The sequence below is a fragment of the Vibrio sp. dhg genome, assembly GCF_003443775.1.
Lineage (GTDB): Bacteria > Pseudomonadota > Gammaproteobacteria > Enterobacterales > Vibrionaceae > Vibrio > Vibrio natriegens.
Map to the genome: position 1 here is coordinate 2,536,937 of NZ_CP028943.1, position 24,155 is coordinate 2,561,091.

Here is a 24,155-nt window from a genome sequence, read left to right on the forward strand (position 1 = left end):
TTACCACAAGAGGCAACTCAAACAAGAGAAAACCCGACGTACTCGTCAATATCTAGAGTCTGCAATGGGCTTAACGTGCTTTATTTTCCGTTTTCTGAGACGTCCCCAGTACTCGATTGCCGACTACCAGCTTGCGATTAAACTGCTTAGGATTCCATGAATAATGAACGGATGATGGTATTTGAGTGCTTTCACCTGAGAGGCTTTGCAGAGATAAGTTGTCCATCTCAAAATCGACCCCTTTCATCTTTAATATCTCACGCATCAGGGCATCGCATCCCCCTGGGTTAGTAGGCATGGGTCTGCCTGTTAAGCTGTTAATCCTTGCCTTGGTATACAAGCCATAGCCAAGCTTGATTAACTCACCTTTTTTGACTAGTTGTTTTAGCGCACGACCAATTTGATCGTAGCTAGCAAAGCCATCAAAGTCTTTGCGCTCAAACACATAGCGTCTTGAACGCTTTATCTTTTGATAAATACGGTCAACGGCTGTCATTTGAACCTCCTAATTTCCTAAGTGTTCAGATTATAACTCAACCCTGTTGCCATAGGAATAAATACGGCACATGCATATGAGTAAATGCGACACTTGATCAGTTGATAGTTAGCATAAAGCATTGAAATAAAGATACAATATTGATTCAACTCAAGATCGACATAATTTGAATTTAGTGTCTAACCTTGTTATGAGTCTATCCCTTCAGAGATGTTCAGCGCATCCTCTATCTCGACCCCCAAATATCGAATTGTATTATCTAGCTTCACGTGACCAAGTAACAGCTGAACAGCCCGAATGTTTTTGGTGCGAGCATAGATTAACGTCGCCTTGGTACGGCGCATTGAGTGCGTACCATAAAGATAAGGATCGTAGCCAAGTTCAGTTGCCCAGCGGCGAATAATGGTGGCATAGCAGCTATAACTCATTGGCTTACCTTGTTTGCGAGGGCTTGGGAAAAGATAATCTGGTGCAGATAATTGGCTGAGTATTAGCCATTGAGTCAAGGATTGTGCTGTGCGGGAAGTGATCTCAAACTGTACCTCTCGACCAGTTTTGCTTTGGCTGTAAAGAACACGATCTTGAATGACACCGCCAGAAGATATATCTCTAACTTTCATCCTAAGTAAATCGCATGAGCGTAACTTGCAGTCGATGGCGAGATTCAGCAACGCTAGCTCCATGATGTTTCCTTCGATTTCGAGTCTAGTGCGAATTCGCCAGATGTCTTCGAGCTTGAAGGGCTTTTTCTGCCCAGTTAAGTGACCTTTCTTCGTCCACATAATTGACCTCCAGTCTAACTTTAGAAGTGGCCTTAATAAGTTTAGATGAGGAAATTGAATGGCTATGCAGTTAGGGGGCCGAAAAATATTGCAGACTAAAGTGGGTTAGAATCTTTACTCTAGATGATAAAGGGGCAAAAGCGCGTTAGCTGAAATATGTTCGATCTGTGATCACAAAGTGCAAAAATGGTTACTTTAAAGCGGAAAAACGCATTAAAGTAACCAGTATGGAACATCATTGGCAAAGCTGTTTTAGATGGATACGCTCAATTATTCCCCGAAATTTCTTCCGTCGCCTCCTGTCGTAATTTCTGAGCATCCATTCCGTTTAACCGTTCAATAGCTCTATCTGCGGCACTTTGACGGTTTCCATCAACGTTTAGCGTACTTCCTGAGCCGGTGAGTCGTTCCAGATCCAGTGACGGTACTTCGGGTAGGTTGCCCGTGATCGACAAAATACCTATCCATTCATCCAGATTGACTTGGCTCCAATCTACCTGGTTTAACTGACTCGCGGTCAAACCTTCGCAGTTTGGTGACTTTGCACTGCCCCAGCCAAGGCCCAACTGCGGACGAACTTGTTCTTGAATGATCCGTGAAAGCGGCGAAGTAAAGCAGCAATATGACTGCCGTTTCTCAACACAGGTACCTAAGAACTTAGACTTGCAGTAAGAGCCTACATAATGGCAACTCTTCAATACCCGCTTAGCGTTCATTTCAAACTCACTCTGCTCACATTTCCAGATAAGCTGAATGAGGATCATGGTGACTGAATAAATCATGTAGGCCGTCATAACCGTACTCAGAACCGCGCCAGCAGCGCCACCCAGCGCGAAGTTACCACCCGAAACAACACCATCGGCTCCAACCGCGCCACCAACGTTACTAAACAGTGCCGATTGCGCCCCCGAACCAAAGGTAGTGCCTACCCATTCAGCCGTTTTGTTGGTCAACACCTGCATGAAGCCTGTCGCAGCTTGCTCCGCTCCCGCGCCAGCAGCCGTTGATGGCCCAGCCCCCATGAGAGAGTCCCATGCAGACACAAAAGGCTCTTTAACCGCACTCCAGGTACTCGTTATCGGTTCCCTAAGCGTATTCCACGAACCATAGATTGCCGACGACGGATTCATGGCCATGACTGCTGTATCAAGCTTGTTAACTGCCACTATCATCGTGATGTAATCCGATAACGACACGCCACTTGGCTTTTCACAGCAATCCACTATACCGCCAACGGCTTTTTTGCACTGGCCTGCATTACCTTTAAAAACCGTACACTCGACGTTATCTTGGCCATCAGCTCCCGTGCATGACATATCATTGGTCATAAACTGCGCCGCATTAAGCATCGCAGCGGCTTCTGCAAAGTTAGCCTGCTTAATTGACTCTGGCTCTAAACAATCTGTGCCCATACAGCGAACTGGCCCCTCACAGTTGTACTGAGTTTCCATTCGAGCGTTTTGCACTTCAACGCTTTGTCCGCAGTCATACACCAAACTTTGGATATAACAGAAGCCTTCATGACCAGCCCCGCCTTCAGTGCATTCGGTTCTGACATACTGGCAGGCCGGGTTTTGCTCCAGCGCGGCACACGTATTGGTGGTCGTGTTTTGTCCGTTATTGACGATGGTTTGTGTATTACCATTGGCATCTACCCAGCTATCTGAGCTGCCCATGTTGAACTCTGGATGAGCAGTCGAAGCATTGTAGGTCGCTTTTGCTCTCCAGCATGAGAGCCCCAGTCCATCAGAACTGCCGCGACTGGTTAAATGAGCAGGAGACGAAACAACCGCTGGATAAAGGCTTCCAAGATTGGCCAACTCGCCACTTCCAACCGTTAACCCGTCGATTCGTTTTGTGCCCGTATCCAAACACTGCCACTGCACCGCAGTAAACTGATCCGTTTGCATCAAGCATTGGTCTATGCCCAGATCACTTGATTGATGAACAACGTCTTGCTCTAAGTATTTGCCAGAGAAGGTCAATGAAGCGCTCAGTTTTGCAGGAGCCAAACACTTCTGAACTTCTCGGCTGCAAGTATCGAAATCGACTTTGTTCCAGCCGGATTCACATCTGGAACGAGTGACTTCCTGAGGTTCATGCCACGAAATAATCGACCCATTAACGACCTTGCACAATGAGCCAACCAAGGTTCCTTTTGGACAGGTCATTTCAGGGTATTTAATGGACGGTTTCGTCTCTGTGACCGTCTCCTTGTTGCCCGTCAATGAGAGTGTCGTTTTCCAGCCATTTGCCTTGGACGGCGACTCGGTGATTTTTATCTCAGTATTTTGATTATCAAACACTCTCAGCGTCGCGTTTCCAGTTTGCATAGTGCTGCTGTGCTGTGGAGCAAAGCTGAGCATTTCAGAGCTAAAGCAACCGCGCTCAATAGACCAGCTTTGTTGATGGGTTTCAGCGGATACACGTCGTTCTAACTGACACTCAGTAAGCGTGCTGATCTTCTCGCACACCTGGTAATCCGGTACATGCTTGGTTTCAGTAAATGGCGTAATCGTCTGAGTAGGCTCACAGGCCTCAAAACTACTCGGCATAAGATTGGATACCACGCACTTTGGATCGTTGGTTTGCAATCCACAGTCAAAGGTATCGGTAAAACGAATGCATTCACCTCTATCATTGGTTTCGGCACATTCTGACGACATGAAGCCACAGGAAGGGTTCGCTTCAAGCACTTGGCAGGCCTGATTTTCAATCCCCTTATAGCTTTCATCATCCACACTAACTTGTACACGCCGACACAAAGGCGATATGCCAGCCACTGGGCTTGGAGCAAAGTAGGATTCACAAACTGAAACACCATTAACCACCGTACATCCGTTGGTTGAAGACGGCTGATCCGTGCATTGAATGCTGTAGTCTGAAAACTTAGCTGGGATATCCGCTGCTTGTTCGATACAGGATTGTGGCGACCAACTATCATTCATCACCACCTTGGTTGGATCAAAGCGCACCTTGATGCGTGCATACCCCTCACCACTACCCGTTACCGATACGCGAATTTTTATTGGCACTTCTAAACCGGGCTCTACCGCTTTTAGCTTGGCGGTGAGGTCAGTATTAGGATTGCGTTCCCAACTGGTACTAAGCTCGCAGCGACCTGCCGTTTCTGGTGGAAAGTTATTATTCGGCCCAGACCAAACTTTCTGATCACCAAGCCACACTTGCATGTAGTCATCCCATTTGGCGTACTCAAGAACGGCTGAGGTAATCGCATCGGGGTTCACGACTTTGAGTGTGATGGCCTGCTCGAACACTTTACAACGGCCACTCCAGTAGTTGTCACCAATTCGTCCTATCCAAACTTCAAGACACCCCTCACCACAAGAGCGAAGGTTCATCGGCCCTGAAACATGCTCAATGATGCCTGCCGTGTAATCGTGAGTAATAGTGCAGCTGTTAACCGCTGTATTGAGCCTGTCACATTGCTGGTAATTTGGGCTGCCTTCACCTTGAGACTCACAGCTGGGGAAGCTTTGGGTTAATAGATTGGGGTCAGTTTGAACCGCATCAGTTAATGCCCAAAGCGGATCATTGACCATATCTGGCCGAGACCTGTCTTTGATTTGCTGTAGCGAGCGAAACGCCTCACCCGTAGCGCCACTCTCGGATGCCATGCTCTCTTGGCGCTGCGTCCCCAATTGATTCATGCTGGTATCAGAGCCATAAACGCCCGTTAAGACATCTAATGAGCCCTGATCCATACCAGGAAATAGCTCTTGCAAGTTAATGGACTCATTACCACTGCCACTCGGCACCAACAATGTATTGCCGTTAAGTGCGGGCATCGTCCAGTATTGCAGTAATTGCTTACCTTCTTGTTGTCCGCTTAAGCCGGATTGGCGCTGCACATCAGCGGCCACACCATGTAAGGGCAAGCACGCCATAGTGATTGATAAAACACCCGCTAAAACTCGGGTAAAAAGTGTTGGTTTCATGGTTAACCTCCCGAGTTACAGCAGTCTTGCCAGCGCCACAAAATGTAGAGCGCATCTTCACCGGCACCGGGGATCGTTCGCCACTCTCCCCATTTCATGGTGCTTTCACCGATGACATGCGCACTTTCAGTTTCTGGTACAGGGAAGAACATACTCATCTTGTATTGGGATTTCGGTAGCATGGGTTCGATAACAGGTCGGCATAGCGCACTGTTCCCCATTGTTCGCCTTGCAAGACCACGCCTGTGTTGAGCCGCGATTGCACGCGCCGCTAAATGGCTGGTGTTTTCTGCTATTGAGCCAAAAGCTAAGGTGTGGCCAGATAACGGGTAGAGATGGCCCCAACTGCCAGCACACCAAAACAATTGGTCGATGGGTTTACCAAGCGTTGATGAGGCAGCGTCAGCGGTACAAGCCGAAATAGCCAATGGATTGGCAACGGCAGCAGCTTCAGGCTGAGTAAAAAAGGCCAGTTCATCGTTCAGCCATGTTGGGTCCAATTCCGACAAATACATCAAGTCAAAGTCCATGTAACCATCGGCATTGCAATTGCCATCCATGAACAAATCGAGCATGACCAAAAGCGGAAAGGCATAATAATGGTAATGGTAGAAAGCGAGATCACCGGTATCGTATTCACCCTCGCCATGACCACCTTGCAATCGCCTATCACCTAACGGTAAACGAATCCCTCCCAGGGAAGGCGAGCAACCCGGCGTTCTGACCAGTTCAATCAAACGCGCTGGCTCCCACATGCTGGTAACAATACCTGGCCTTGGCACGCCTAAGTTGTCTTCACATAAGCAAAATGACTTGTTTGATGCGCCGCTTGGGACACTGCCAGAGCCAAGTGGAAGACCGGCAACCCGGATAGGAAAAATGCATGACCAGCAAACATCCGTCAGCAACTTACCCGACAATAAACCCGCGTCTGGGCAGGTCAGTTCGGCTTTAGCAGGAATAGATGCGCCCAGGACAAACATGACAACGAGAGTCCGCAACAGACGATACGTATTATTGAGCTTTTTCATGAACAAGCTCCTTTGCTGGAGTTTCTTCTATTTCAAACGCGAGTCCCTTTGCTTGAACAAACGATGGGGTGACTTGCAAATCAAAGCGCTGCTTTAGCGAGGCATTGAGAAGGTAAACCGGGCTATCCAATGTCTTTTCGAGCGCATTGAGGCTATTCCAACCTTGAGTACGGTCGAGCTGCGTGGTGATAAGCGTAATGCGGCGCAGTGTCCTATCTTGGCCCTCAAGCCAATGTGCTACTGCGTCCACTTCTTCAGCGTTCGACGCATTAAACACCACAAGCTGCTGAGTAAACGGCAAGGCTTTTAGCGGGTTAATACGCGTTCCTGCTGGGATCAATGTTCGGCCATTGGCATCCAATAGTGGCCGCTGCATGACGATGGTTGGATCAACCATTCTTATCCGATACTGCGTGGCTTTGGGTAACTCAGTAAATGTTTGGCGAGACCAGAAACGCTCAATGGCTTTTTTCTTTAATGCGCCCAGGTCAATCGACTGTAAACGCTGCATCGCCACTTGCATCAAATCCGGTTCTAAAATCGAATGAATAGGACCGCGTTGACCCAATGAACCGGTATTGCCTGTTTCAATTTGACGCTGCAACCAGTCCTTGCTGTAAACCCCTAGTGCACTTGCAGTCACCTTGTCATCTTCTATGCGGAAAATGGCAGGCACGCTAGTCACCCGCCAGTGCACAAAGGCTTTCGGATCGATTCGAACCTGAGGAACAGGATCAAGCCCCGTCATCAGCGTATGCCAATCACGGATAGCTGCCCCCAAGGTCTTTCCTTCAGGAATTCCCCGAAACAACACAATAGCGCCGGTAGCACTGGCCTCTTTAAATAGCTGCTTCAGTGAGGAATCCCCCAGTGAGGACGACGCAAATATCAACCATTCATCGCTGTGTTTGAGCGACGCAGGTTGTTCAATCGGTGAAAAAGGCTCGATAAATTCAGATGAACCATCCACAGCACTTTGTAAAATGCTGCGGCTCATTTCGACGATCTTTTTGTCTTCGTCAGACAACAGAAAAGGCTCTTGTGCCCAGGACACTTGAACCCAAGACAATGGAGCAACCAACAAAAATAAGAGACATAGTCTTTGCATCATCTACCTCCTACCAAAGCGGCCAAGCGCGACCGACAATCTGCTCGTGCTTAACGGCATTCCAATAGCGGGAGTCGAAACTCGTTGCAGCCTCGCCGGAAAACCAATATTCGTTTTCTTGCAGCGTCAATGAGCGGCTAAATTGTGATTCCGCCACACCAAGACGCTGGGCTAATGCCATGCCGGTAGAGACTTCAGCACCGTTCACCAGCACATGCTCAGGCGTCACATTGACTTCATCCCCAGGCATCCCTGTTAGGCGTTTAAGCATCCGAGTACCGTCGTTATATAACGGAGCGAGTCCTTTTGAGTGGAAGGCATACAAACCATCCTTAACGGGCTCTTTATTCCATAGGTCAATCAGATACACCGTGGTATCAGGCAGGCAGCGCTCTTGCTGGGTATCAATACCTATTCGGTAGCGCATCATGGCGTAGGTGCCTACCAAGGCCATGATTAACGTAAGAACAGTCAACCGGATGAGGTATGTCCGCCAAGGCATTCTTTTACGGAGTATCTGCATGAGACACCTCCTTTGAGCCTACTGGCACAAATACGGAATCATCAGCACCCACCACCGCTTGGGCATCCAGCACGATAAAACCGGCTGTTTTTAACTTTTCAATTTGCTGATTGGTCTGAAGCAACCTAGATTCGATGTCTTGTTCGCTGGCATTGGGGCCCAGTGACAACACCGCCTCCCCAAAATCTACGACTGCAATGGGCGTACTTAACGCCAACTGGCTGTGGATGGGTTCGAGTGTTTTCATTAAGAGCCAGCTGGTCATTAAACCGCTGCCTGCAATAGACAAAGTAATAGAGGCCATAAATGGCCAAAGCGTGGTTTTATTCATAGCCTCGCTCCTTCAACAACTGAGAGATGGCATCAGCAACAGAAAGGCCTTTGCGCGTTAACTGTTTAATCGCGTTTACATCTTCTGCACGGGACGAGTACAACAGCTTGTGAAACGGATCGACGATGAGGCGGCCAATCCCGGTGCCCATTTCGGTAATAAAGAAAATTTCGGAATAGACACCAGTGACGGTATGAACCGTTTTCAGGTATTCATAGCCGCCTTCACCTAGTGGCAAGCGGCCTTCTTTTTTGAGCGCGTTGATGGTTTCAGCTTTTTGGCCAAGCAGGTACATATTGGCCGAGTTTTCAGCGATGGCTTTACCTGTAGGACTGTCATACAAATCGTTGACCGACTGCGTTACCGTTACAGCACTGCCGCCATATTTTCGAAATCGACGGTAACCGGTTTCGATGAACTTACCGACATCACCTTGAGTCAGCAGATCCCAAGCTTCGTCAATGAACACAATCTTGCGACGATCCCGCTCACCTAAGTACATCTCTTGTTGGATTTGGTAGATAAGCTGAAGCAACACTACTTGTTGTAGGTGCTTGCGTCCCTTGAGCTCTTCTAACTCCAAAACGGTGAAACGGTTTTTGAAGCGAATATTGTTGTGGCCATTAAAGAAGCGGCCATATTCGCCTTGTGTCGTAAACGGATAGAGCTGCTCACCCACGTCTTGCACACGACGGTCTTCGTGATTTTTCAAGGCCTCTGCCACATCATCAACCAACATAGCACGACCTTTTTTCTCCCACAGTTCACGAGTCTGACGTTTTAGGTTGGCCATCTGAAAATCGGTTAATGACTGCGTAGGTGCGGCCATTGCGGCCAATAACCCAACCAGTACATCCGCTTCTTCGTCATAGTCCTCAACGATTTCAAACGGATTTAAGCAAATGCCACTGTCCCGCCCGAACTGTAAGAACTCACCGTCATAGACTTCACACAGCTTTTCATAAGAGCGGCCAACATCAATCACCCAGCATTGCCCGCCTTCTGATAAGTAGGAGGAGATGATTTCGTTCACCAGGAAAGACTTGCCCGACCCAGATTGCGCCGCGATGCAACAGTTGTAATTACTGCCCGAGTCATAAAGGGATACACTCATGATCTGGCCATTACGGGAAACAAAGTTAATCACTGGCGTGCCCGTGCCTTTCCAATCCGCAAACAAAGGCAACAGAGGGATCACATGCCGTGTCGCCATGGTCTTGAATCGAAACAAGTCGTTCATCGCCTGGCGGTCAGCACCAAATGGCAAGGCATTCAGGAAAATGGGCAAACAGAAATACTTGTCTTCCATCAGCTCAAATCCGAGTTCTTTGAAATAAGTTCGAGCATTTGAAACAGAGCTGATGGACGCTTCTTCCGTTGGTGAAAACAGCGTTAAATTCATATTTGCCCGAATAGGGCGATCACCTTCTTGCAAGGCTTCAAAAAGAACATCAAATCCCTTTTTCTTGGCTGCAAGCACCGGCACAAACTTCAGCATCGGACCATAGGCCTGATTGACCGCCCATTGACGCTTCGTCTCTAGACGAGATCGCATCGCCTCGGCTGAAGGAAAGTGAATGGTGACATTCAGCAAAAAGCTTCCGCGTAAACCGCGACTACCCGTCATCATATCGCCCGCAAAACTTGCGGCATGACCAAACCAGACCCGCTCAGGCAAGCGCTTAAACGATAAGGTTTTAACTCGGTAATCGCCCAGCATCAGACCTTGGCTATCCACCTTGATAGCCCGGTCATAATCCAACACTTGCTCCCGAAGTGGTTTATCTGCCTCACTGCGGATTGGTGATGGATTGCGCCAGGAAGCATCTTTTCCCCAGTTAAGCTGCGCACTTAATGCTGCGAGCCAATTTCGGTCAGTCATCTCAGTGACGCGAAAACCAACCGTTGCCAGCGCTTGCGAGAAAGAAGCCCGAAGCGCGGATGCTCGACTCAACTCACGCTCCGTCGGTATAGGATTTTCCAAAGGCAATTTGCAGGTGACTATCAGTTGAAAGTTGCGTACCTGAGTCTGGGTCGATTCTTCTATCGGTTGAACCGTGCCCCCATCGAGGAAATCCGCACGTTTGCGTATCGACGCCCTAAGCAATGGATCGGATTGACGATGCCGTAAGCCCATCATGCGCTGAAGGTCGGTTTGAATATCAGGCGAGGCGTACAGGCCAAATTGCAGCAAAGTATCTTTTGGCCAGTCGTTGTTGAGTAGAACATTAACCCTGTCTGCAACAGACTCATCACCACCCGGCAATGGGTCACATAGAAAACCAAAGCCAACACTTTGGTCTTCCATGAAAAACAGTTGCTCATCGTCGGAATAGGCCAATACTGGCAACAGCTCAGAAGCGCGTTGCCCTGAATACAGAGAGGCTTTCATCAATAACGCCCCTCCAACCAAGCAGAAAGATCATAAGGACGGCCTCGGCTGATGCGACCATCATTGGCGACAATGAAAGGCACACCTTGAATGCCCAGAATTTGAGCGGTCACCAAGGTACGCTGCATTGGCTCTAAGTTGCAGGCATCATCCTGATCTAGGTTACCAATCCGGCCACTGAGCAATGCATCGGTGGCCGCTTTCTTGTCACGCGCACAGCCAAGCTGGCGAACCTGACGCTCTGAATCAGGACCAAGCACTGGCACAGGGAGTATTTGGAAGGTGTATTCTTTGGTTAACGGTAAAGCTTGTTTCAAAAGCTCATGGCAGTGCGGGCATCGTGGGTCAACAAATACCACCACTTTCTTTTTGCCTTCGCCTAAAGTCAGTGGGTTCAAATCATCCATTTTTAAGCCAAGGCGACTTAAGTCCAGCGTGTTTCCCGCTTCTCGAATTTCTTCAAGGCTGGTAAGCGGCTTTTTGGACCAGGCATCATAGAGCGTGCCATCAATGACAAACCGGCCACTGTCTGACATGAAAACAATACGGCCATTGCTTTCGACCGCTTTCATACCCGTGACAGGTAAAGAAACCATGCCGTCAATTTTGCCAACGGGCGACACTTCAGACACAGGTTCAGCTTGAACCAATGGAGACAGCGCAAGCGCCAGAATAATTGGAGATAGTTTTCGCATGAGGAGTCCTCGTTAATGTAAATCGAGGCTCCAGTCTATGCAGTTGTCCTATGTGGACTCGGTCAGATAGATTGAAGAATTGGATGCCTTGCTAGGGTGCCACTTGTTGTTACGCACTATTAGTTCAGGTATAGCTTTCATTCTGGCAGCCTTACAGGCTTCCCCTCAAGTCATCTGGTTTAGCTGATTCCTTTTTTTCATACCTTAGGTGTTAATTTTTGCAATGTTTTAAACCAGAAAGAGTGACATCCCCTCGAAATCAAACTGACCTACTCTCAAAGTTTCACGCCCAATAATTCGTATATCTATTGACTACACGGAAAAGTCATTTAAACTGTGTATTAAATAGATATACAGAGGATGGTGTCATGGCTACAAAGACAGCGCCAATCAACATGCGAGTACTGCCATCGGTAAGAGACATTATCGATGCCGCAGCAAGTTTAAAAAAAGTTGATAGAACCGTATTCATTCAGCAAGCCGCGCTCAATGAAGCGCATAACGTACTGGCCGAACAGCGGGATTTTGTTCTTGAAGCAAAAGCTTTTGAAGCGTTTGATAACGAACTTCGTGCTGAGCCACAGACTCTTGAAGGCATGAAAAATCTGTTTAAAAGGAAAGCGCCTTGGGAATAAGTGCACCAACCCTACTCACTGATGAGCACGAGATTAACGCCTTTCACTGTGGCATTGAAGAACTCGATACTTGGTTAAGAAAACAGGCGTTAAAGAGTCAAAAGCGGGGAACCGCGAGAGTGTATGTGGTCAATGACACTGACGCCCATCAAGTGGTCGGGTACTATGCCATTGCCATGGGATCGGTTTCCAGAGAGCAAGCTTTCAGTTCATTAAGAAGAAATAGTCCAGATCCCATTCCCATGGTGATTCTAGCCAGGCTTGGAGTAGATAACGCCTATCAAGGTCAAGGCATTGCGGCAGGTCTTTTAAAAGATTGTATCATTCGCTCAGTACAAGCAATGAACGCTGTCGGTGGAGCAGGAATCTTAGTCCATGCTATTGATGGTAGTGCGCAAACGTTCTACAAGAAATTTGGCTTCAAAGAATCGACGTTTGATCCTTTAGTACTCATGGCAAGGATCTGCGATATCGAAAAATCATTGTCGATAGACTGAGATGACGGCTCCCCTTTCACAAGAGAAGCCGTCAATATTATCAGGTGCCCAGTAAAACGGCGCTGATCGCTGGAACTGCTGTGCCAATGACTTCTTGAGTGCTGGCAACAACAGGTAAAGTTGCAGACATGACACTTTCAACGACTGTTGGCGTATTGTAGAGACCCATACCGCCACCAATGCCCAAGGCAAAAGCCATCAAGCTTTGGCGAGCGATACCGCCCACAATACCCACCAGTACCATGGCTCCCGCTACGATCCGTCCCAAAGTACCTTGGGTCCAGTCTTTTAGGGTATCCCACACATCGGTGAAAGCATCACCACCGGTGCCCGCAAATGAGGGCTCCGAAATCATTAACGCCATTAAACCAAGCGCACCAATAGTCATTAGGCGCTGAGTTTGAATGGTGCGAACTGCATTTGTCATTCGTTAGTTTCTCCGTAGATACTCAAGTTATCGCGCTTACCATCAGCTCCCGCTGAGGCTGAATCGCTTTGAGTCTGAAGTGGACGTAGCACTGGCGAAACCGTTCGAGGTGCTGACACCCCAATATCCCACCGGCGCGGTTCAATTTCGGTAAACACGTAGCTGGATAAATTCAGATCTCCACGGTCATCCTCCCAAGGCGCAATCCAAATCCGCATCACCCTTGAAGGAATGCGAAGAGGTGCAGATTGCTGCGTCTCAGGTAATGCTGGATGGCTCAGCAGTCCTGTCTCTAAATCAGATTGTGAATACCCAGAGGGAGAACCAATTCGAGTCGCCACAGCATCAATCGTCTTGGGTGCAGCGCCATTAGTGGTCAGCTCATAGACTTCACGAGCGGATAAACAGCGCACACCGTCAGGCATACCTGGGCATCCATATTCACTACTCCCAAGACCCAATGAACTACAGCCAGACAATAAGGTTGAGCCGACTGCCAATAAAAGTAATCCAGCTTTAGACCACTGTTTTGACTGGTGCTTTGGGTTGTTCTGCATTGATGTCGTCATGGTTAACTCTCCTCTGGATACACATCTTATTGTCTGAAACGGACTTCGATCGGTTAGCAACATGCAGGATTTTTTCATCTTCTTGCACCTCCCCCTTGCGAAGTAGCCAACGACAACGAGGCACCACGAGTGACTATGACTTCAATTTTCCTTGCAGCGTCTACCTCTATGACTGGGAACATATTTTCAGCCATGTCCAAATAGAACTTGGCCACTCGATCCAATGCTTTACCAGTGCCTTTAATCGCAGCACCTTGTAATGCTTCTTGGCTCATGACTTGCTGGTACAGCTGAGTATCACCGGCATTACCCGTCTGAATCGTTGGTACAGGATTCACATCAAATGCGCCAGCCAAGCCCTGAAGGAATCCGGCCATCATCGATTTGGCCACCAGCTGGCCTTGTTTCGACACTAATCGGCCACGAATACCGGCTTTGCCGTCTTCACCCACGGCATAAGAATCCAGTCGCGTTTCAATGACGCCACCATCTTCTCTCACACATGAAATGGTCTCGCCTCGCAAATAAGCACGCTCAGAGCTCAAATCACCGTAACCTGCGGCGATCAAGAAACACTCTTTGATATCCGCTCTAAATCGGTTGGGTAAAATGGCTTCCTTTTGAATCCTCAGCAATGCAGGAAAAGGCTCGCGTCTTGCGGACTCGTGAGTAGGTGCATCCAAACCGGTGATCAACGTACCTGAGATGATGCTGCCCGCCGGTAGATACAAAGGCGGCGCTTCTTGCACAACAACCTCTGGTTCAGCAACCACTTCAGGCTCAATCATACGAATCGTGATTGGCGGCAATGGAACATCCCGAGCTCGTGTACCTTGGCCATTGGCTGGCTGCTGATAGAGCGGATCAGGCAGCGGCGCATTGGCAAAATAGTCGTCTGGGTTAGACGGCAGTGGCTTTTCTTCTTTAGGCAATTCCATGGCAGATAAAGGCACTTCGAAACGGCTATTTGTGCCTTCAACTGCTGCATCACCTCCTGCGCGAACATCATCAAGTTCCGCTCTAAGGCGGGCCAACTCCGCATTGACCTCACTTGGTATAGAAGGCGAACCAGGGCTTAGCCGTCCTGAATCGACGTCACGACGCAAGCGCTCAACTTCACGACGTAACTGTTCATTGCGCTCACTGAGTAGTTTTACGTTCGCAGCCAAACTATCGACCCCAACATCACGAGTATTGGTATCCGTAAGAATGTGCCGGATCGTTTCCTGTCGGTTCCGACTACTTGAGTCATCGTCAGGATTAGGTGAAAACACCATCACCATAAGGATGAGACCACCAGCAATACCAGCAACCGATAGGCCCCGCTTCATGTTCGGGCTCATTTGTTCCCATTGTGCTTTCATCGTTATTCACCTCCCACAAGAAGCGAAGGTCGCAGACTTTCCATCGCTTCTTCACGATGATTGCGAACAACCACATACAACTCAGTCTTTTCACCCGGCAACAAGATATTGCGAGGCCAGTAGGCGCTTGCCACTATATCCGGTGCATGACAGGCTATTTCTCTGGCTTCTATCGGCTCATCGGCAAAGCTTTCAACCAGTCCTACATAGACGGTGAAGTAATGTCCCGTCACAATTTGCCCCTGCTTAAAACCAAACTTTAAGCCCGGCTGAAAACATTTCGGGCTTGTGTCGGTTTGGCCAGCCAAACGGATGTCATAGCCTTGTGGTAACTCATTTAGTGCAAGGCGTCTGAGTAAATCACGTAAGCTATCGACGTATGGCTGAGCCGTTTCCCAAGTGGCGGCTTTTCGGTTCACGACGCCCTTAATAGGCCACTGCTGACCATCAATAGCTAAGGTGATTTCACGCGGTGGAATACGACGAGGTACTAAGGTGACAGATAATGCGGGCGCTTCCTGACCAGGCGGAGTGATGTAAAGTGAAACCGGTGATTCTTTGTCCGTAGCCACATATACAACATTCCCCTTGATTTGCGTCTGAGCATCACTGGTTGTTCTCACCTGAGGCGATTCAAACGGCGTCACAATCCGATTCAGATGACCAAGTGCTACAGGGATCAGTTCATTAACCCCCGGTGTCATCAGTAACGTTGTTGGCGCATCCGTTGAAACCGTATTGCTTTGAACCGGTGGATTTGCAGTAGCAGACTGCTTCATCACACTGGCTGGCACAATCGGCAATTCCACGTCTGCATACGACGCTTGAGATAAAAGGACGCCACTCAAGCTCATTGCGATTAAGCTTGGTGTCATCCATCGACTAATTTTGGTTCGCATCATTCACCCTCCGGTTTTGCTCTTGGGTCAACTTTTCACGAACGCGCTTCGTTCTAGCTTGCCCCTCATACGTATCCATCCAGCTAAGTTTTGGACGGTATTGCTCAATATCGATGTCAAACTCATAGGTGCGAGTTTGGCGCTGCTCATCTCCAGATGGCCCAGAAACCAAGGAATAACCGGTCACAAAGACATGGCCGGTTTCATACTCATACTCCACTTGTCTAGGTTGGAATTTGAGCGTGACCCGGTCTTCGCGGATTTGTCTTGCCTGAATCTCCAGTGCATCGACCACTTGCTGGTACACCGCTGGAGAAAGTAGCGGCTCAATGGCAACCCGGATAAAGGACACATTACCCGGCGTCACGTTGCCCATAAGCTCAGCCAGGTAGAGCCCCCAGGATTCAAGGTAAGGTTGAGTGGCTTGGTTTCGTGACACTTCAGCCGTTTCAGACAAGGTTGGTGGTTGAATGGCCACTACGGTATTGCGAGAAAATGCCGCTACCGCAAGCAGCAAATTAGATAGCACCAGCACTGCAACCAGGAACCGCTGCCATCGGTTCTCTAATTGCGTGCCTTGCCATGATTTTAAAAACACGTCGAACTTCACGGCAGATAGCTCCTGATAAATGGGTTAGGGATCGTCTTGGCTTTGGTTGGCAACAGTCCAGCCCAGTAGATGGCGTGAAGAATAAAACCATCAGGGCGACCATCACGAAAACGCCGATAGAGCTTGGTTGTCACCAACCCCAACAGGCATAAAACCAAGGCATTACCGGTAAAAATGCCGATCACTAGCCCCAACAGAATGGGAGCCATCTCATCGGCACTCCAAAGCAGGAAGTGCGGCGGGTCATCGATATAGGACGGAATACTCACAGGTTCCATAGTCACTCCTCGTTGTTTGAATTGAGAAGTGAAGAATGCCTTGGGATTGGCAGGTTCAGTGGTCAGCTAGATGCCGAATTCTTGAAGGTTTTGAGGTGGCTTAGTGATTCTGTACCTACAATCAGATTGATATCGCAACCTTAAGGGTTAAAATTAGTTCACGGTAATTGGCGCATTACGTTCAGATTCAATGGACGAGATGCGGAAATTGTTAACTACGAGGATTATCACTCATGACTATGCATAACCCTGCTCACCCTGGTGAGATATTAAAAGAGTTGGTCATCGAGCCGTTAGAGTTGACGATCACCGATGTTGCAGAGCACTTAAATGTAAGCCGTAAAACCCTATCCAAGGTATTAAACGGACGAGGTGCAATAACTCCGGAAATGGCTGTACGCTTGGAACTGGCTTTTGCTAAGCCCTCTGCTGACCACTGGTTGCGCCTGCAAAGCGCTTATGACTTGTCAGTACTCAGAAATCAAAAGGCAACGTTAAACGTCCAACCCTATGAACTTGCTTTTGGATAAAGTTGATGTCTTTAAAAACATTGAAAAAGAAGGCTCTTAAAAAACCTTCGGTGTATAACGAATACAAAAAACTGGAGCATGAGTTTGATGGTATTGAACGAGCCATACTAAAAAATACTCATGCCCCAGCCAAAAGTGTAATGACGACCAGAAAGAAGTAAATCTGGAACACTAAATCTTCTTCTGCAAGTGACTTAACGCCAACCCCGCCATCAATGCCAAGCCTATGATCAGCGAAGGTAGTACCACCGGAGGAATAGCCAGCGGGGCGAACAATCCCATAAACAGCAAAATGACGCCTGAGCCCAGGATAATCATGCTGTAGCGGTGAATGATAGGGCTCGAAAAATCAAAGGTTGTCTTCTTAATCTTCCAGGTCATCAAACCGTCCCACAACGCCGGTAACATGAGAATAAGCGCAAAGGGCAACCAGACCATCAGTAAAGCAAATCGAGTGAACACTTGGTACAACACATCAAAAAATGCCTGAATACGGTCTTCTACCCAGACAAACCAAAAGCCTCCCATGTTCTCCATCCCTTTAGAGCGCAGTCGCTGCTCTTCAGTGGGGATTAGAAAATCTCGCACAGATTGCTCCATCTGCGTATCTACAACCCATGATTGATACCAGCCATGGCTAGTTTGACCAATCCAATAGCTCGTTTGTGCGCCCAATTGATTTTGGATCATCTGCTTCTCTTTACTAATGACCCGGCCAGTCCAATCACCGGGCACTAACACGCCAATGGCAATAATCTCCAGCATCAGTGCCAGACACAGCAGCCAAACCGACTTATGCTTGCTCATGCCAAACATCCTCTTCTACTCGGGCCAGCATGGCTGCAACGGTTGGCGTCATAATCCGGGCTTTAATCACTTGTTGAAGCCGCTTTGTCGTCGTATGACCGCTGACATAACGCACTTCGATGCGTCCTTCAGCAAGATACGCCATCCGATTTGGACGATTACGAATCCAGGAGTAGAAATACACACCATCTACGGCGGCCCACTCGAAATGGTCAGGATCACGCAGGCGAATCCCCGTTAAAGCACTGGCGGCAGTCCAGGTCAGTGCCTCAATGAAATGCCAAAGGCGTACACTATCATCATCACAACTGACTTCTTCATAACTGCCCAAACCATTACACAGACACAAATCAAAGATGGAATGGCCATCTAACGTGAACGCATCCGTTAAGTAGTCCGCCAAGCAATACACCGAGGCCAAAGCATGAGGCCAGTCGGTTTCAAGCAGTCTTAAGGTTTCCTTGAACTGGGGGTTATGTTGCTGCCACTGAGCGAGCATTTCTTTACTGGTAAGTGTTGTCATTTTCAGACAGACAGAATGATGCATACAGACTCCTTATGCTGCCTGTGTAGAGCTGGTTAAAATAGGAATGCGGCCTTTGATCACGCGGCCACCTGAAAGCTTGGCGATGTACTCCAGGTTGGGAAGCTGGCCTAATAACTGCGGTGGAAACATATCGCCTTCTTCCTCCATCAAGCGTTCGCCATGATTGCCGGTAAACAACGCGGGGCTGTCCGAGTTGGACGACATACCTTGAGTTTGCATGATGTACTGCAACCGAGTCTTAGGCAGATTGTCGGTAATGTACTGCTGTGTTTCAGCGTCCATCACCCGAAGGGCTATCAAGTTGTTGATGTTACCTAACACTTGGCGCGCCTTAGCTTCACTGCCTGTACGAGCTGCAAAGTCAGCAAATGTCTGAGTAGCAATCACACAACGCATTTTTGCGCCACGACCTTTGTTGAGCAGTTGAATGAAGGGATCGTTGACGACTTCAGCCGCCTCATCGATGAAGATATTTACGGGACGATTTTCAACACCATAGTTATAGCGATCACCGGCCACAGCGGTGAGATCGGATAAAAGCAACGAACCAATGGCGCTGCCAACCATGGCGTCGGTCAATGAATCCAACCCGATATAGGCCACTTGGGCATTGTTGATAATACGGCCAGAATCCGTAATTAACCGGCTGTCATCCACATCGTTTGCAATAGGTGATAGCAATGGCCCTAATTCACTTGAAGTGAGCATATTGAGCACCGGCATCAATGAAGCCACCATCTTGGAATAGTGGGTTCTGTCATGCTCAAACATGCTCAAAAGGCCTTCCAAATCGGTATTGGCGGCAATGGGCTGAATGCGTTCGTAGTAAAAAAGCAGCATCGCCATGGCTTTTTTTGCCAAGGTATTGGCCTTTTCGGTAAAGCGCTTGATCTCCACACTAAAGTTCGGATACACCTGCTCCCCCCAGGCCGTGACGGCTTTTACTACCAAGCCTTCTGGGCCACCTTCCAAGAATCGTCTCAGTGTTTTCAGATCAGGACGTTGTGACGTAAGCAACAGACCTTGCACTATGTTATTCAGTGCCATTTGGCCAAAGGCTTTAAATGGATCAGCACCGGTTTCAGATGGGATTAATGCCGCAATTCGGCTGGCAATTTCAGTGCCCCGGTTAAAGTTCCTCAGGGGATTAAGTCGTACTGAATGCTCTGGAAACCCCGGATGAAAATACACAAAGCGCTCAGAACTACCGGCGGCAATACAGGCTCGCTGTGCATTATCCTTAAGTTCCTTGTCTCCCTTAGGGTCAATAATAATCACGGCTTCATTGCGCAAAATGGCCTGAGTGATCATCGCATCAAAGCAACGGGTTTTTCCCGCACCGGTCGTACCGACAATTAAGGTGTGCCCCTCAGTGTGACCAACTGGCTGGTACACATCTTCTTCTTTGGGCTCAACACCATGAATCCAGGTCGAACCCATTTGGCTATTCTTTCGATAAGAGGCGTGCCCCTGGTTAAGCAAGGTTTGCTTATCCCGCTTTAAGATTTCATAAGCGCGTTGAGCATGACGTTGGTCCCACTCAAAGCCATACCCTAACCACAATTCATCAGGATGTTTTGCCATCACCTTTTGTAAATGCGACAGCTCCATAAAAGCCAATGGTTTGCCTTTTAGTCCCTTCTGTAACTTATGAAGACGGTAAGCCTGAGGCAGGCGGTACAACGCCATGCCCGAGGAAATCCCTGTCATCCACCAAAATGGCTCAGGTGGTAGCTCAGTCAGCATTTCTGCGGCAATTGCCCCTGTTGCACCAACCAGCCAACCTGCTGCTGCCATGGCTTCATAGTTCGTGCGCCAAGGCATCTCGTATGCGTTTTCTTTCATTCATGCTCCGCAAAATAACCGTTTGCAATCGCTTAATTTCAAAAGGATTAACGTTTAGCGTGAGCGGTAAACAAAACCGTTTCCCCCTCATCAAACTGGCATTGGTCACTGGCCGAGATCCCCCGAAGCAATTGCCCGGCTGGAATACCATGCTCATTGGCGACTTGGCGTAAGGTTTGAATCGTGACGCGAATACCATCGGCACTATGATCCACGTCTGGGTAATCGCCATCGGTCAGTAAGATGGGCAAATCTTTCACAAAACTAACCATCTGTTGCCGCTGCGCGTGTTTGGGGTCTGTACTTGAGTTCGTATTGGCCGCAATCGGCTTTTGCTTTCGCTCCGCTCTTGTGGCAGGTTCTTTTGCTTGGGCATTGGTTGTCTTAGTTCGACTCGGTCGCGGTGAAGCCTCTTCGTTCTGAATTGCTGCCGCTGATTCTGCGTCTTGTTTGGGAAGGTCAATCAGTGCAGTAAGCCCTTTAGAAATCGATACTTTCAGCAGCAACCCTTGCTCCTGAACGCCATCATTCGTAGTAATAGTTCTGGCTTTACGCGTCGGGTTTGCGGGATCTAATTCAAGCCAATCTAATCGACTGAGTTCAGCAAGCAGTTTTCGGGGGGCACACCAAGGTCTTACGGCATCGGGATAGTGGATCAGTATCTGTTCACCAACCATAACCAACGCACTGCTGGCCTCTGGGAGCCACGCCAAAGATTCAGGCAGATTCAATGCTTCTACATCGTGCTGGTTTACGTTATTTGAGATAGCGCCATCATATGAATTGTTAGGCTTTTCACATCCATCACCTGGAGCATTTTCATTTGCCTGGGGGTTATTAACATCACTGGCAAGACGAAGTTCATCATCTTGTTCGGACGAGTTTGTCGATGGTGACTCAGACGAATTGCCGTGTTCGATTGATGCTGACCCTTCAGGCAAGTCTGAATGCTCACTGGAGCGACTCTGTGGCTCTTCTTGTGTTTTCTGTGTTGCTTCCCACTCAGATTTGTTAAACAGTGTCACACCACTTGGTACATTCGAGCTGAACAATAAATCGGCCTCAGATATATGCAGCATGGGTAGCCAGATTGGCTTGCCGTCTTTGAGCAGCACTTCAGGGGCAAGGCTTTCGTATCGCTCATTTGAGGCGGATTTAGTGGCTAATCCTCGCTCAATGAGGATGTCCGCAAGGGTATCGGGATCTCTTGGGATGCCAGGTATCTTGTCTTTGGCCAACAGCTCAATGATGTCCTTAGCCGCGCTTTTCCAGACCAGGTAAAGATTGGTTGATTGATTCGATTTTCGTACCCAGACTCTGGCGTCTCGCTGATTGACAAGCCATTGCGAACTGGCAAGTAATCGCCTCATGGCATCAAGTAGATAGCGTTCGACTGGGACACCAAGGGCATTGTCGTCAACGGAAATTCGTTGAGCTTTCAGGTCTCGCTGGACACTGGTTTGGTCGGCTTCAATAACCAATTTAGACAGGACATGCTCGGGATCGGTATTGCCAATTGCCTCTAGCATGGCTTGCAAAATTTCAGGGCCCGGCTGGGTTAACCAGGCGAGCAACTCAGGTGTCATCACCCGGTTTAATACCAAAATTGAAAATTGCTCGTGCCGCTTGCACCGTCCGTCGCGCCAGCGAATAAAATAGCGTTCAATGCTGTTGTTACTGGTCCACTGAGATAAGGTTTCTAAAAAAGGGTTCCACTGATAGCGTCCATCTTCGTCTGTGATGGACAGGTCTGAAACGGGCTTACCAATATCATGGAACAAACCGCCTAATGCCGCCGCAACACGCCACCTTGGCTCTAGCTCTTTTTTCTCAACCGGTGTGCCACTGGCAACAAAGATGATCCCTTCAGCTGCTTGTGCCGCCCAGAAAGCAACTTCCAACGAATGACGTAATAAACCACCTGCGCCACTGTGATGATGATACTCAGAAGCTGGCAGCAAGTGGACATAAGCAGCCAGATGATCAATGCAGGGCTGAATCAACCGTTGAAAATCACGCTGGTTGAAGCCAAGTACCTGGCGAAGTTTGGCAATTAGCTCGTCTTGTGTGGACTGCAAATCTTCAGGTGACGCAGCTGGCAACCCCTTCAGGAATGGCGGGTAACGTGGAATGTCTGCATCCAGTTGAGATGACAGTTCTGGTAGTGCTTTGGTTTGAAAAAATAGGGTTTTGAACATAGTGAACCTCCGACACGATAGTGTGAAGGTTCATAAAATCACCGGCGGTGAATTAGATAAAAGAAATCCAGATCTATTGACACACAGATATTTTGAATAGCATTGCTAATTGATTACAAATGCCGCAGACTTTGTAAACTAACTAGTTACTCGGCTTCTGCTCGGCGCTCTATAAACTTCCGACTCTCCATCGTCTTTTAGATCTATTTCGTATCGACGCCTGTCTAGGACTTCCAAAAATCCCATAATCTGCGAGCTGTCTAAATTAATCTTCCCATCAACTATATTTGTGACAACATTAGTTTTTTCGCAGTAACGTTCTAGCTTATCTTGACTAATGTTTATTGCTTCTGATTGAGATTTAATGGAAGCAATATATCTTGCAGCTCTCGGGTGGTTTTGAGCGTACTGAGATATACTATCAAAGTTAACGAAATCAATTTCACTCGCAATACTCGCAATGTTGGCTGGAACTGCATCCATAATTGCCTTCTGAAGTTGAGCTGTAAACTCTAGGCCACTAGGGCGGAGAATATGAATTAAATCATTCTGAATAATAAAATCGAAGTCATTATCCAATTTGAAAACAGTTTCCTCTAACGACTTTAAAGTATTATCAACATACTGAACCAGCCTATGCCTTTTCTTTATTAAAGTTTTAAACTGAGTTGAACGACGTACAGCTGTTATTCTCTGTTGGTTGTTATCAGTGAGCTTTACAAAGTACGCGAAACATTGATTGATATTGTCAAAAGCACTGCAATCTTCTGGTACATTTTCGGACTCATGAAGAGTTTTAAGCTCTTGTACCAATGGGTCATTGATTGAAAAGGTAAGATATTCAATAGAAGCATATTTTTCTGATGGCTGATACGTAGCCATACTGCTCGCCTTATCCTGCATCTGTGTCTTTGTAAAACTAACCATTTCAACTAATGACTTCTGTACGACTTCATCAACAGGAACAAACACAAAACCTCGATTGGGACTATCCAGACCAAGACCAAACTCAGTTATATTTACATTTTCAAAATCAAAGTTAATAGGCATTATTCATCCTCTAAAAATACCGTTTGGCTAAGCCTGTAAGCTGAAATTTTCTCTCCTTTGACAATATGAGAGCGCTTTGTGATTAATACGACAGGAATTCTGCCACTAATAGAGTTATTTTCTGTATCAGGTTTCAACGTATATACCCTGAACCCCTTCATGGCCCAAAAAATGTTCATATAATGCATATTCAGATGCCAAAACAGAAATACAATGAACGTTATTGCCGCCACATGACCCGCTAAGTCTCTAATACTATCGATATTGACACTATAGAAAGGAAGTAACATAGCAAAAAGGTAAACAAGTAGATGATCTCTGTGATCCTCACAATCGCCAGCGGTCAATTCTCGCCGATCTTTTCTTTTTTTTACTAATCTTACGCGGAACCACAAGAATAAATTTGGCACCGTAATAAAAAAAAGGCAGAAAGAAAGAAAATATACTTCCGAAATACCTTTTATTCCCCACCCCTTAATTGCCCAAAGAATGAATAGTGGGGACATACTGCTCAAGACCATTAGTAGTCTAGCTAGCGACAAACCTTCATTATTTCCTGTCATAAAACCACCCTTAAACCTG

The 24,155-nt window shown here is 47.8% G+C and carries 25 protein-coding genes; 4 read left to right on the top strand and 21 right to left on the bottom strand.

Features of this window, described 5'->3' with window-relative positions; translation table 11 throughout:
- Nucleotides 1–70: 70 nt before the first annotated feature.
- From DBX26_RS11705 to DBX26_RS11745, 9 genes are all read right to left on the bottom strand, one after another.
- On the bottom strand, nt 71–496 hold the full coding sequence (locus DBX26_RS11705) for a DUF6088 family protein (protein WP_118119243.1): 426 nt from the start codon (nt 494–496) through the stop codon (nt 71–73).
- Nucleotides 497–684: 188 nt separating this feature from the next.
- Nucleotides 685–1,278, bottom strand: coding sequence for a tyrosine-type recombinase/integrase (locus tag DBX26_RS11710; RefSeq protein ID WP_064663439.1), 594 nt, complete (start codon nt 1,276–1,278; stop codon nt 685–687).
- Nucleotides 1,279–1,544: 266 nt separating this feature from the next.
- Nucleotides 1,545–5,237, bottom strand: a complete 3,693-nt coding sequence (gene traN / locus DBX26_RS11715; RefSeq protein ID WP_118119245.1) for a conjugal transfer protein TraN — start codon at nt 5,235–5,237, stop codon at nt 1,545–1,547.
- 2 nt (nt 5,238–5,239) lie between these two features.
- On the bottom strand, nt 5,240–6,268 hold the full coding sequence (locus DBX26_RS11720; RefSeq protein WP_053980155.1) for a TraU family protein: 1,029 nt from the start codon (nt 6,266–6,268) through the stop codon (nt 5,240–5,242).
- Nucleotides 6,252–7,376: a TrbC family F-type conjugative pilus assembly protein gene (locus tag DBX26_RS11725; RefSeq protein WP_118119248.1), complete on the bottom strand. Its 1,125-nt coding sequence runs from the start codon at nt 7,374–7,376 to the stop codon at nt 6,252–6,254. Before DBX26_RS11725 ends, DBX26_RS11720 begins: the two co-directional genes overlap by 17 nt.
- A gap of 10 nt (nt 7,377–7,386) precedes the next feature.
- Nucleotides 7,387–7,899, bottom strand: coding sequence for a S26 family signal peptidase (locus DBX26_RS11730; protein WP_174234192.1), 513 nt, complete (start codon nt 7,897–7,899; stop codon nt 7,387–7,389).
- Nucleotides 7,883–8,230: a hypothetical protein gene (locus DBX26_RS11735; protein WP_015066569.1), complete on the bottom strand. Its 348-nt coding sequence runs from the start codon at nt 8,228–8,230 to the stop codon at nt 7,883–7,885. The genes DBX26_RS11730 and DBX26_RS11735 overlap by 17 nt, the downstream gene beginning before the upstream one ends.
- Nucleotides 8,223–10,622 carry a type IV secretion system protein TraC gene (gene traC / locus DBX26_RS11740; RefSeq protein WP_118119250.1) on the bottom strand — a complete coding sequence of 800 codons (2,400 nt, stop codon included), beginning with the start codon at nt 10,620–10,622 and terminating at the stop codon, nt 8,223–8,225. Before traC ends, DBX26_RS11735 begins: the two co-directional genes overlap by 8 nt.
- Nucleotides 10,622–11,317, bottom strand: coding sequence for a DsbC family protein (locus tag DBX26_RS11745; protein WP_118119252.1), 696 nt, complete (start codon nt 11,315–11,317; stop codon nt 10,622–10,624). The genes traC and DBX26_RS11745 overlap by 1 nt, the downstream gene beginning before the upstream one ends.
- A 368-nt stretch (nt 11,318–11,685) precedes the next feature.
- Between DBX26_RS11745 and DBX26_RS11750 the strand changes: the two genes are divergently transcribed.
- Both DBX26_RS11750 and DBX26_RS11755 read left to right on the top strand, forming a co-directional pair.
- Complete coding sequence (locus DBX26_RS11750) at nt 11,686–11,952, top strand: DUF1778 domain-containing protein (RefSeq protein WP_118119254.1); 267 nt, start codon at nt 11,686–11,688, stop codon at nt 11,950–11,952.
- Nucleotides 11,943–12,449: a GNAT family N-acetyltransferase gene (locus DBX26_RS11755; protein ID WP_118119256.1), complete on the top strand. Its 507-nt coding sequence runs from the start codon at nt 11,943–11,945 to the stop codon at nt 12,447–12,449. The genes DBX26_RS11750 and DBX26_RS11755 overlap by 10 nt, the downstream gene beginning before the upstream one ends.
- Nucleotides 12,450–12,489: 40 nt before the next feature.
- Here the strand turns inward: DBX26_RS11755 and traA are convergent, their stop codons facing one another.
- From traA to traL, 6 genes are all read right to left on the bottom strand, one after another.
- Entirely contained in the window at nt 12,490–12,876 is a 387-nt protein-coding gene (traA, locus tag DBX26_RS11760; protein WP_023584042.1) for a TraA family conjugative transfer protein, read from the bottom strand.
- Nucleotides 12,873–13,445: a type IV conjugative transfer system lipoprotein TraV gene (gene traV / locus DBX26_RS11765; protein ID WP_145573985.1), complete on the bottom strand. Its 573-nt coding sequence runs from the start codon at nt 13,443–13,445 to the stop codon at nt 12,873–12,875. The genes traA and traV overlap by 4 nt, the downstream gene beginning before the upstream one ends.
- Nucleotides 13,446–13,519: 74 nt before the next feature.
- Nucleotides 13,520–14,809, bottom strand: coding sequence for a TraB/VirB10 family protein (locus DBX26_RS11770; protein WP_118119260.1), 1,290 nt, complete (start codon nt 14,807–14,809; stop codon nt 13,520–13,522).
- 2 nt (nt 14,810–14,811) lie between these two features.
- Nucleotides 14,812–15,708 carry a type-F conjugative transfer system secretin TraK gene (locus tag DBX26_RS11775; protein ID WP_118119809.1) on the bottom strand — a complete coding sequence of 299 codons (897 nt, stop codon included), beginning with the start codon at nt 15,706–15,708 and terminating at the stop codon, nt 14,812–14,814.
- Nucleotides 15,692–16,318, bottom strand: coding sequence for a TraE/TraK family type IV conjugative transfer system protein (locus DBX26_RS11780; protein WP_118119262.1), 627 nt, complete (start codon nt 16,316–16,318; stop codon nt 15,692–15,694). The genes DBX26_RS11775 and DBX26_RS11780 overlap by 17 nt, the downstream gene beginning before the upstream one ends.
- Nucleotides 16,315–16,596, bottom strand: coding sequence for a type IV conjugative transfer system protein TraL (traL, locus tag DBX26_RS11785; protein ID WP_000433891.1), 282 nt, complete (start codon nt 16,594–16,596; stop codon nt 16,315–16,317). The genes DBX26_RS11780 and traL overlap by 4 nt, the downstream gene beginning before the upstream one ends.
- Nucleotides 16,597–16,829: 233 nt before the next feature.
- On the opposite strand from traL, the gene DBX26_RS11795 reads away from it, so the two are divergent.
- Both DBX26_RS11795 and DBX26_RS25485 read left to right on the top strand, forming a co-directional pair.
- A complete protein-coding gene (locus DBX26_RS11795) occupies nt 16,830–17,126 on the top strand; it encodes a HigA family addiction module antitoxin (RefSeq protein WP_118119264.1) in 297 nt (98 codons plus the stop codon).
- Between the two features lie 5 nt (nt 17,127–17,131).
- On the top strand, nt 17,132–17,287 hold the full coding sequence (locus DBX26_RS25485) for a hypothetical protein (protein WP_162889697.1): 156 nt from the start codon (nt 17,132–17,134) through the stop codon (nt 17,285–17,287).
- Between the two features lie 10 nt (nt 17,288–17,297).
- On the opposite strand, the gene DBX26_RS11800 is transcribed toward DBX26_RS25485, so the two are convergent.
- The 6 genes from DBX26_RS11800 to DBX26_RS11825 form a co-directional block, all read right to left on the bottom strand.
- Nucleotides 17,298–17,933, bottom strand: a complete 636-nt coding sequence (locus DBX26_RS11800) for a DUF4400 domain-containing protein (protein ID WP_000033753.1) — start codon at nt 17,931–17,933, stop codon at nt 17,298–17,300.
- Nucleotides 17,920–18,480: a conjugative transfer protein gene (locus tag DBX26_RS11805; protein WP_118119266.1), complete on the bottom strand. Its 561-nt coding sequence runs from the start codon at nt 18,478–18,480 to the stop codon at nt 17,920–17,922. The genes DBX26_RS11800 and DBX26_RS11805 overlap by 14 nt, the downstream gene beginning before the upstream one ends.
- A 9-nt stretch (nt 18,481–18,489) precedes the next feature.
- On the bottom strand, nt 18,490–20,325 hold the full coding sequence (traD, locus tag DBX26_RS11810; RefSeq protein WP_118119268.1) for a conjugative transfer system coupling protein TraD: 1,836 nt from the start codon (nt 20,323–20,325) through the stop codon (nt 18,490–18,492).
- Between the two features lie 47 nt (nt 20,326–20,372).
- Complete coding sequence (gene mobH / locus DBX26_RS11815) at nt 20,373–22,523, bottom strand: MobH family relaxase (RefSeq protein ID WP_118119271.1); 2,151 nt, start codon at nt 22,521–22,523, stop codon at nt 20,373–20,375.
- 138 nt (nt 22,524–22,661) lie between these two features.
- A complete protein-coding gene (locus DBX26_RS11820) occupies nt 22,662–23,573 on the bottom strand; it encodes a Kiwa anti-phage protein KwaB-like domain-containing protein (RefSeq protein WP_008305532.1) in 912 nt (303 codons plus the stop codon).
- On the bottom strand, nt 23,573–24,136 hold the full coding sequence (locus DBX26_RS11825; RefSeq protein ID WP_032479280.1) for a hypothetical protein: 564 nt from the start codon (nt 24,134–24,136) through the stop codon (nt 23,573–23,575). The genes DBX26_RS11820 and DBX26_RS11825 overlap by 1 nt, the downstream gene beginning before the upstream one ends.
- Between the last annotated feature and the right edge of the window lie 19 nt (nt 24,137–24,155).